This is a genomic window from Ruegeria sediminis (genome assembly GCF_005938215.1).
GTDB classification, from domain to species: Bacteria; Pseudomonadota; Alphaproteobacteria; order Rhodobacterales; family Rhodobacteraceae; genus Ruegeria; species Ruegeria sediminis.
Window position 1 is genome coordinate 68,009 of record NZ_VCPD01000011.1, and the last position, 6,399, is coordinate 74,407.

At 58.1% G+C, this 6,399-nt stretch carries 10 protein-coding genes; all 10 read right to left on the minus strand.

Annotation, left to right across the window (positions count from 1 at the left end; translation table 11 throughout):
- Positions 1-10 precede the first annotated feature (10 nt).
- Positions 11-721, minus strand: coding sequence for a 30S ribosomal protein S3 (rpsC, locus tag FGK63_RS20105; protein WP_138845657.1), 711 nt, complete (start codon positions 719-721; stop codon positions 11-13).
- Complete coding sequence (gene rplV, locus FGK63_RS20110) at positions 721-1,101, minus strand: 50S ribosomal protein L22 (RefSeq protein ID WP_138845659.1); 381 nt, start codon at positions 1,099-1,101, stop codon at positions 721-723. The genes rpsC and rplV overlap by 1 nt, the downstream gene beginning before the upstream one ends.
- A 3-nt stretch (positions 1,102-1,104) precedes the next feature.
- Positions 1,105-1,383 (minus strand): 30S ribosomal protein S19, encoded by a 279-nt coding sequence (gene rpsS, locus FGK63_RS20115; protein WP_088625170.1) that lies wholly within the window; start codon positions 1,381-1,383, stop codon positions 1,105-1,107.
- A gap of 3 nt (positions 1,384-1,386) precedes the next feature.
- Entirely contained in the window at positions 1,387-2,229 is an 843-nt protein-coding gene (gene rplB, locus FGK63_RS20120; protein ID WP_138845661.1) for a 50S ribosomal protein L2, read from the minus strand.
- 183 nt (positions 2,230-2,412) lie between these two features.
- Positions 2,413-3,963: an alpha/beta hydrolase gene (locus tag FGK63_RS20125; protein ID WP_138845663.1), complete on the minus strand. Its 1,551-nt coding sequence runs from the start codon at positions 3,961-3,963 to the stop codon at positions 2,413-2,415.
- A gap of 189 nt (positions 3,964-4,152) precedes the next feature.
- Entirely contained in the window at positions 4,153-4,449 is a 297-nt protein-coding gene (locus FGK63_RS20130) for a 50S ribosomal protein L23 (RefSeq protein ID WP_009176651.1), read from the minus strand.
- Positions 4,446-5,063 (minus strand): 50S ribosomal protein L4, encoded by a 618-nt coding sequence (gene rplD / locus FGK63_RS20135; RefSeq protein ID WP_138845665.1) that lies wholly within the window; start codon positions 5,061-5,063, stop codon positions 4,446-4,448. The genes FGK63_RS20130 and rplD overlap by 4 nt, the downstream gene beginning before the upstream one ends.
- Positions 5,060-5,785, minus strand: a complete 726-nt coding sequence (gene rplC / locus FGK63_RS20140) for a 50S ribosomal protein L3 (protein ID WP_138845667.1) — start codon at positions 5,783-5,785, stop codon at positions 5,060-5,062. Before rplC ends, rplD begins: the two co-directional genes overlap by 4 nt.
- A 17-nt stretch (positions 5,786-5,802) precedes the next feature.
- Positions 5,803-6,117 (minus strand): 30S ribosomal protein S10, encoded by a 315-nt coding sequence (rpsJ, locus tag FGK63_RS20145; protein ID WP_005621947.1) that lies wholly within the window; start codon positions 6,115-6,117, stop codon positions 5,803-5,805.
- Positions 6,118-6,276: 159 nt separating this feature from the next.
- A partial coding sequence (locus tag FGK63_RS20150; RefSeq protein WP_449421237.1) for an EF-Tu C-terminal domain-related protein occupies positions 6,277-6,399 on the minus strand: 123 nt, incomplete at its 5' end.

Consider the following 6,399-nt stretch of genomic DNA (forward strand, 5'->3'; position numbering starts at 1 on the left):
CATATCCTCCTTAGCGACGACCGCCGCCAGCACCACGGGGTGCAGGGCCGTCCTGGAGTTCCTGTGCCTTGCGGTCACGTGCCTGCGGGTCGTGCTCCATGATCTCGCCTTTGAAGATCCAGACCTTGATCCCGATGATCCCGTAGGGGGTCGACGCCTCGGCATTCGCATAGTCGATGTCGGCGCGCAGGGTGTGCAGCGGCACACGGCCTTCGCGGTACCACTCGGTCCGTGCGATCTCGGCGCCGCCCAGACGGCCGGCGACGTTCACCCGGATGCCCAGGGCGCCCATGCGCATGGCGTTCTGCACGGCCCGCTTCATCGCGCGGCGGAAGGACACGCGGCGCTCGAGCTGCTGGGCGATGGACTCGGCCACCAGCTGGGCGTCGAGTTCCGGCTTGCGCACTTCGACGATGTTCAGGTGCAGTTCGCTGTCGGTCATCTTGGCCAGCTTCTTGCGCAGGGTTTCGATGTCCGCGCCTTTCTTGCCGATGATGACGCCGGGACGTGCGGTGTGGATCGTCACGCGGCACTTCTTGTGCGGACGCTCGATGATCACGCGGGCCACGCCGGCCTGCTTGCACTCTTCCTTGATGAACTCGCGGATCTTGATGTCTTCGAGCAGAAGATCACCGTAATCCTTGGTGTCTGCGTACCAGCGGCTGTCCCAGGTGCGGTTCACCTGAAGGCGCATGCCGATCGGATTGACTTTATGTCCCATTAGGCTTGCTCCTCAACTTGACGCACCTTGATGGTGAGCTCCGAGAACGGCTTCATGATCTTGCCGAAGCGGCCACGGGCACGCGGACGGCCGCGCTTCATGACCAGGTTCTTGCCCACATAGGCCTCGGCGACGACCAGTTCGTCGACGTCCAGGTTGTGGTTGTTCTCGGCGTTGGCGATCGCGGACTGAAGGCATTTCTTCACGTCCTGCGCGATCCGCTTGTTCGAGAAAGTCAGGTCGGTCAGCGCCTTCTCGACTTTCTTGCCGCGGATCATCGCTGCAACCAGGTTCAGTTTCTGCGGGCTGGTGCGAAGCATGCGGGTTTTCGCCATTGCTTCGTTTTCGGCCACGCGGCGGGGGTTCTTTGCCTTGCCCATGACTTACTTCCGCTTCGCTTTCTTGTCCGCGGCGTGACCGTAATAGGTCCGGGTCGGCGAGTATTCACCGAACTTCTGACCGATCATGTCTTCCGAGACGTTGACTGGGATATGCTTCTGGCCGTTGTACACACCAAAGGTCAAGCCCACGAACTGGGGCAGGATGGTGGAACGACGCGACCAGATCTTGATGACTTCGTTGCGGCCCGATTCACGTACGGCTTCGGCCTTCTTGAGGACGTAAGCATCGACGAAAGGACCCTTCCAAACAGAGCGAGACATCTGTTAACGCCCTTTCTTCTTGGCGTGCCGCGAGCGGATGATCAGCTTCTGGGACGCTTTGTTCTTGTTCCGGGTACGCTTACCCTTGGTGTCCTTGCCCCACGGGGTAACCGGCGTACGGCCACCCGAGGTCCGGCCCTCACCACCACCGTGCGGGTGGTCGATCGGGTTCATGGCGACACCGCGAACGGCGGGACGCTTGCCCATGTGACGGGTGCGGCCGGCCTTGCCGAGGTTCTGGTTCGAGTTGTCGGGGTTCGACACGGCACCGACGGTGGCCATGCATTCCTGGCGCACCATGCGCAGCTCGCCCGAGCTCAGACGGATCTGGGCGTAACCGCCGTCGCGGCCCACGAACTGGGCGTAGGTGCCTGCGGCGCGCGCGATCTGACCGCCCTTGCCGGGCTTCATCTCGATGTTGTGCACGATGGTACCGATCGGCATGCCCGAGAACGGCATCGCGTTGCCCGGCTTGATGTCGGCCTTGGCCGAAGCCACGACCTTGTCACCTACAGCCAGACGCTGCGGCGCCAGGATATAGGCCTGCTCGCCATCGGTGTACTTGATCAATGCGATGAACGCGGTCCGGTTCGGATCGTACTCGATCCGCTCGACGGTGGCCGCCACATCGAATTTGTTCCGTTTGAAGTCAACGATCCGGTAGAGACGCTTTGCGCCACCACCACGGCGGCGAGCGGTAATCCGTCCGGTGTTGTTCCGGCCGCCCGACTTGGTCAAACCCTCGGTGAGAGACTTGACCGGACGCCCTTTCCAAAGCTCCGAACGGTCGATCAGCACCAGCCCGCGCTGGCCCGGCGTCGTCGGCTTATACGACTTGAGTGCCATGCTTTCTGTCTTCCGTTTAGCAGTGCGGGGGTTCGCCCCGCTATGTTTGAGGCCCCCGTAGGTGCCCGAGATATAGGGCCCCGAAGGTCCCCGGTTGCAAAAATCATGGGCCCCGGAACGAATCCGGGGCCGCAGGATTGGCAGCGTGTAGCAGGGTTGGGGGTGGGGGGCAATAGGGGAAAGCTACTCTTTTAGACGCCAGCAAATTGCACCGGCAGCATCGTGCTGTACCAAAGAGTATCTATCAGAGGGTGGAGTATTGCTTTTTAGCAACGCAAAGATGTCATTTAGAATAGTCCTGCTACTAGAAATGTAACCATGCGAGAAATCCCCCAAGTCTGGGCTATTCACAATAACTGTATCCATTCCATTCAACACGAATGTTGGTGGCATTATGCCCACACGGTGAAAATCGTGCAACCATTGAGAAACCAACAGGGCTTTGTCTTTGTCACAAACGTAGGATGTCGTTCTTGTGCAGTTATCGACGGCATGTTTGCCCAAATAAACCATAGCCGATGAATCGACGTCAGCAGCAGCCAAGATTGTTTGGTTGATTGCCTTCAAAATATTCTGGCGGCCGTTCGAGAGAACCTCAAAAGCACCCAACAGGCAGCGACAACCCATGCTATGCGCAATGATATTTATGCTTTTTTCTTGAGTATTCTCCACAAATTGCTCAATGAAATCCGCTAAGAAGTACTTACTAACTTCGACCGTTGCTTCGTCAGCGCTGTATCCATGCGGTACGCCCTTGGACGGCCAACTATAAAGGCCTATTCCTAGTCCCAAACCAAGGTCAAACCCAATCTGCGCTGCTCTTAGAACCGCCTCACGGAAATTTGTGTTGTAACCGTGAATGAAAATTGTTGGCTTTTCTTGCACCTTCATCTTAGCGAGGCTTTGACGAATGTGTGCAAAAAAAATTTCTTCATTTAGTGAAATAATATCATCCACCCGCAGACGGTCATCGCTCCTATTAAGAAGTCTTTTCCATAGTGGAGAACCTAGTGAACCAATTTTGTGGCCATTTGGAACAATTACTTCACATATCCCATTGCTTATGCGTTCCGCGCGCTCGCCACAAAAATCGACAACGGCACCTCTTGCAATAAGAGGCTTCCTATTTGTTCCAAAAAAAACATCATATCTGTTCTTTCGGGTCCGTTTATCTTCTTTCTTGATGGCAGGACGGTTAGCCGATTTGCCCAACCTCTCGTGTACAACCCTCGCGTCAAGAAACGACGCGCGAGACTCGAAGATACGGATTCTGTCCTGACCTAGAATACCGAGTTGCTCATTGGAAATTGGGCTTCCGATAAATACGGCCCCGTCGGCTTCGACTGCATCAAGGCGAGTGTTTTCTAGGATAGTGTTTTCGAACCTCGCGCCCTTGAAATTAGATCTATACGCGTCCGCGCCGACTAAATTCGCATCCAAAAAGTTGACCTTCGCAAAGTTCGACTTGGACATATTCGAGTGGGACAAATCAGCGCCCACAAAACATGCCTCATAGAAATTCAAATCAGATAAATCTGCACCAGACAGGTTCGCATTGGTAAGGTCTATTCGTTCAAAGTACCGAGATGTTTTTGGGTCATCCCTAAAGTCAGGTGGAAGAAGTTCGAAAAACCTTATTCCAGATAGGTCCGGTCGAAAGTCAACTCTCTTGCGTCTTTTGTTCCACTTTGCAACACCTTCCTTCAACCACTCGACATGCCATTTGTCCGCCATGACGCCTTCCAAGATGCAATGATCTTTCCCTCGCGGTATGTTTGTTTCTCAACTTTTTTGTGTCAACACTAGGTTGCAGAAAGCACTTTGTCCGCATGCTCGTATAGACGATTGGGTTGAGTTAGTTGCCACACAAAAAAACCCCCGCCTTCCGGCGGGGGTCTTCATCTCTCTCCAAGGACGTTCCGATCAGAGACCGGTGGACACGTCGATGGTGTTGCCCTCTTCCAGGGTCACATAGGCCTTCTTGACGTCCTTCCGCTTGCCCAGCTGGCCGCGGAACCGCTTGACCTTGCCTTTGGTCACGGTGGTGTTGACCGCCTTGACCTTGACGCCAAAGAGCGCCTCGACGGCCTCCTTGATCTGCGGCTTGTTCGAGTCGATCGCCACTTCGAAGACGACCGCGCCGTTTTCGGACGCCATGGTCGATTTCTCGGTGATGATTGGCTTGCGGATCACGTCGTAGTGTTCTGCCTTCGCGCTCATTTCAGTCGAGCCTCCAGTGCTTCGACACCCGCCTTGGTGAGCACCAGCGTGTCACGCTTGAGGATGTCATAGACGTTTGCGCCGATCGACGGCAGGATATCCAGCCCTTCGATGTTGGCGGCGGCGCGGGCGAAGCCCTCGTTCACGGTCGCGCCGTCGATGATCAGCGCGCGCTTCCAGCCCAGGTTCGCGACCTGTTTGGCCAGAGCCGCGGTCTTGCCTTCGGCTTCGGCGGCTTCGATCACGACCAGTTCGCCGGCCTTGGCCTTTGCCGACAGGGCGTGGCGCAGGCCGAGCTTGCGGAACTTCTTGGGCAGGTCGTGGCCGTGCGAACGCGGGGTCGGACCCTTGTAGATGCCGCCCTTGCGGAAGATCGGCGCGTTGCGGTCACCGTGGCGTGCGCCGCCGGTGCCCTTCTGGCGGTAGATCTTCTTGGTCGAGTAGCTGGTTTCCGAGCGGGTCTTCACCTTGTGGGTGCCGGCCTGCGCGTTGTTGCGCTGCCAGCGGACCACACGGTGCAGGATGTCCGCGCGCGGCTCGAGGCCGAAAAGGGCTTCGTCCAGATCGATGTCGCCGGCCTTGGCGCCGTCCAGTTTGATCACGTCGAGTTTCATGCTTCACCACCTTCCGCGGAAACTTCTTCCGCCGGTGCTTCGGTTGCGGCGCCTTTCAGGCCGGCCGGGAACGGCAGACCTTCGGGGGCCTTCTTCTTCACGGCGTCCTTGACGGTGACCCAGCCACCCTTGGAGCCCGGAACGGCACCCTTGATGAAGACCAGGCCGCGCTCGGCGTCGGTCTTGACGACTTCGAGGTTCTGCGTGGTGACGCGGGCGGCGCCCATGTGGCCGGCCATCTTCTTGCCCTTGAACACCTTGCCGGGGTCCTGGCACTGACCGGTCGAACCATGCGCGCGGTGCGAGATCGACACGCCGTGCGAGGCGCGCAGGCCGCCGAAGTTGTGGCGTTTCATGGCGCCGGCAAAGCCTTTACCGATCGAGGTGCCCGAAACGTCGACCTTCTGACCTGCAAGAAAGTGCTCGGCCGAGATTTCGGCGCCCACTTCGATCAGGGCATCTTCGGAGACGCGGAACTCGGCCAGCTTGCGCTTGGGCTCGACCTTGGCGGCGGCGAAATGGCCGCGCATGGCCTTCGAGGTGCGTTTCGCCTTGGCGGCGCCGGCGCCCAGCTGAACGGCGGTGTAGCCGTCCTTGTCGTTGGTGCGCTGCGCGACGACCTGCAGGTTGTCCAGGTGCAGGACGGTCACAGGGATCTGCTTGCCGTCTTCCATGAACAGCCGGGTCATGCCGACTTTCTTTGCGATAATACCAGAGCGCATCTATCTACCCTCCGATCTTACGACTGCAGCTTGATCTCGACATCCACGCCAGCGGCGAGGTCGAGCTTCATCAGCGCGTCCACGGTCTGGGGAGTCGGATCAACGATGTCCAGGAGCCGCTTGTGGGTGCGGATCTCGAACTGGTCACGGGATTTCTTGTCGACGTGAGGGCCACGGAGAACCGTGAACTTCTCGATCTTGTTCGGCAGCGGGATGGGGCCACGCACCTGCGCGCCGGTCCGCTTGGCAGTGTTGACGATCTCCTGCGTGCTGGCGTCCAGCACGCGATAGTCAAATGCCTTGAGCCGTATACGGATGTTTTGGCTTTGCATTTTTATCAGCCTTTCAGGCTTTGGAGTTGATAGGACGACCGGCAGCTCATTCCACCGGCCCTCTTCGAACCCGAAGGGCGGGATGGAATCCCGCCCAAAGGTAAGATCGAATTGACGAACCGGGGCCGCTTACACGGTCCCGGTCGATTCATCAAGCGTTTACTCGATGATTTTCGACACGACGCCGGCGCCGACGGTGCGGCCGCCTTCGCGGATGGCGAAGCGCAGGCCGTCTTCCATGGCGATCGGCGCGATCAGTTCGACGGTGAAGCCGACGTTGTC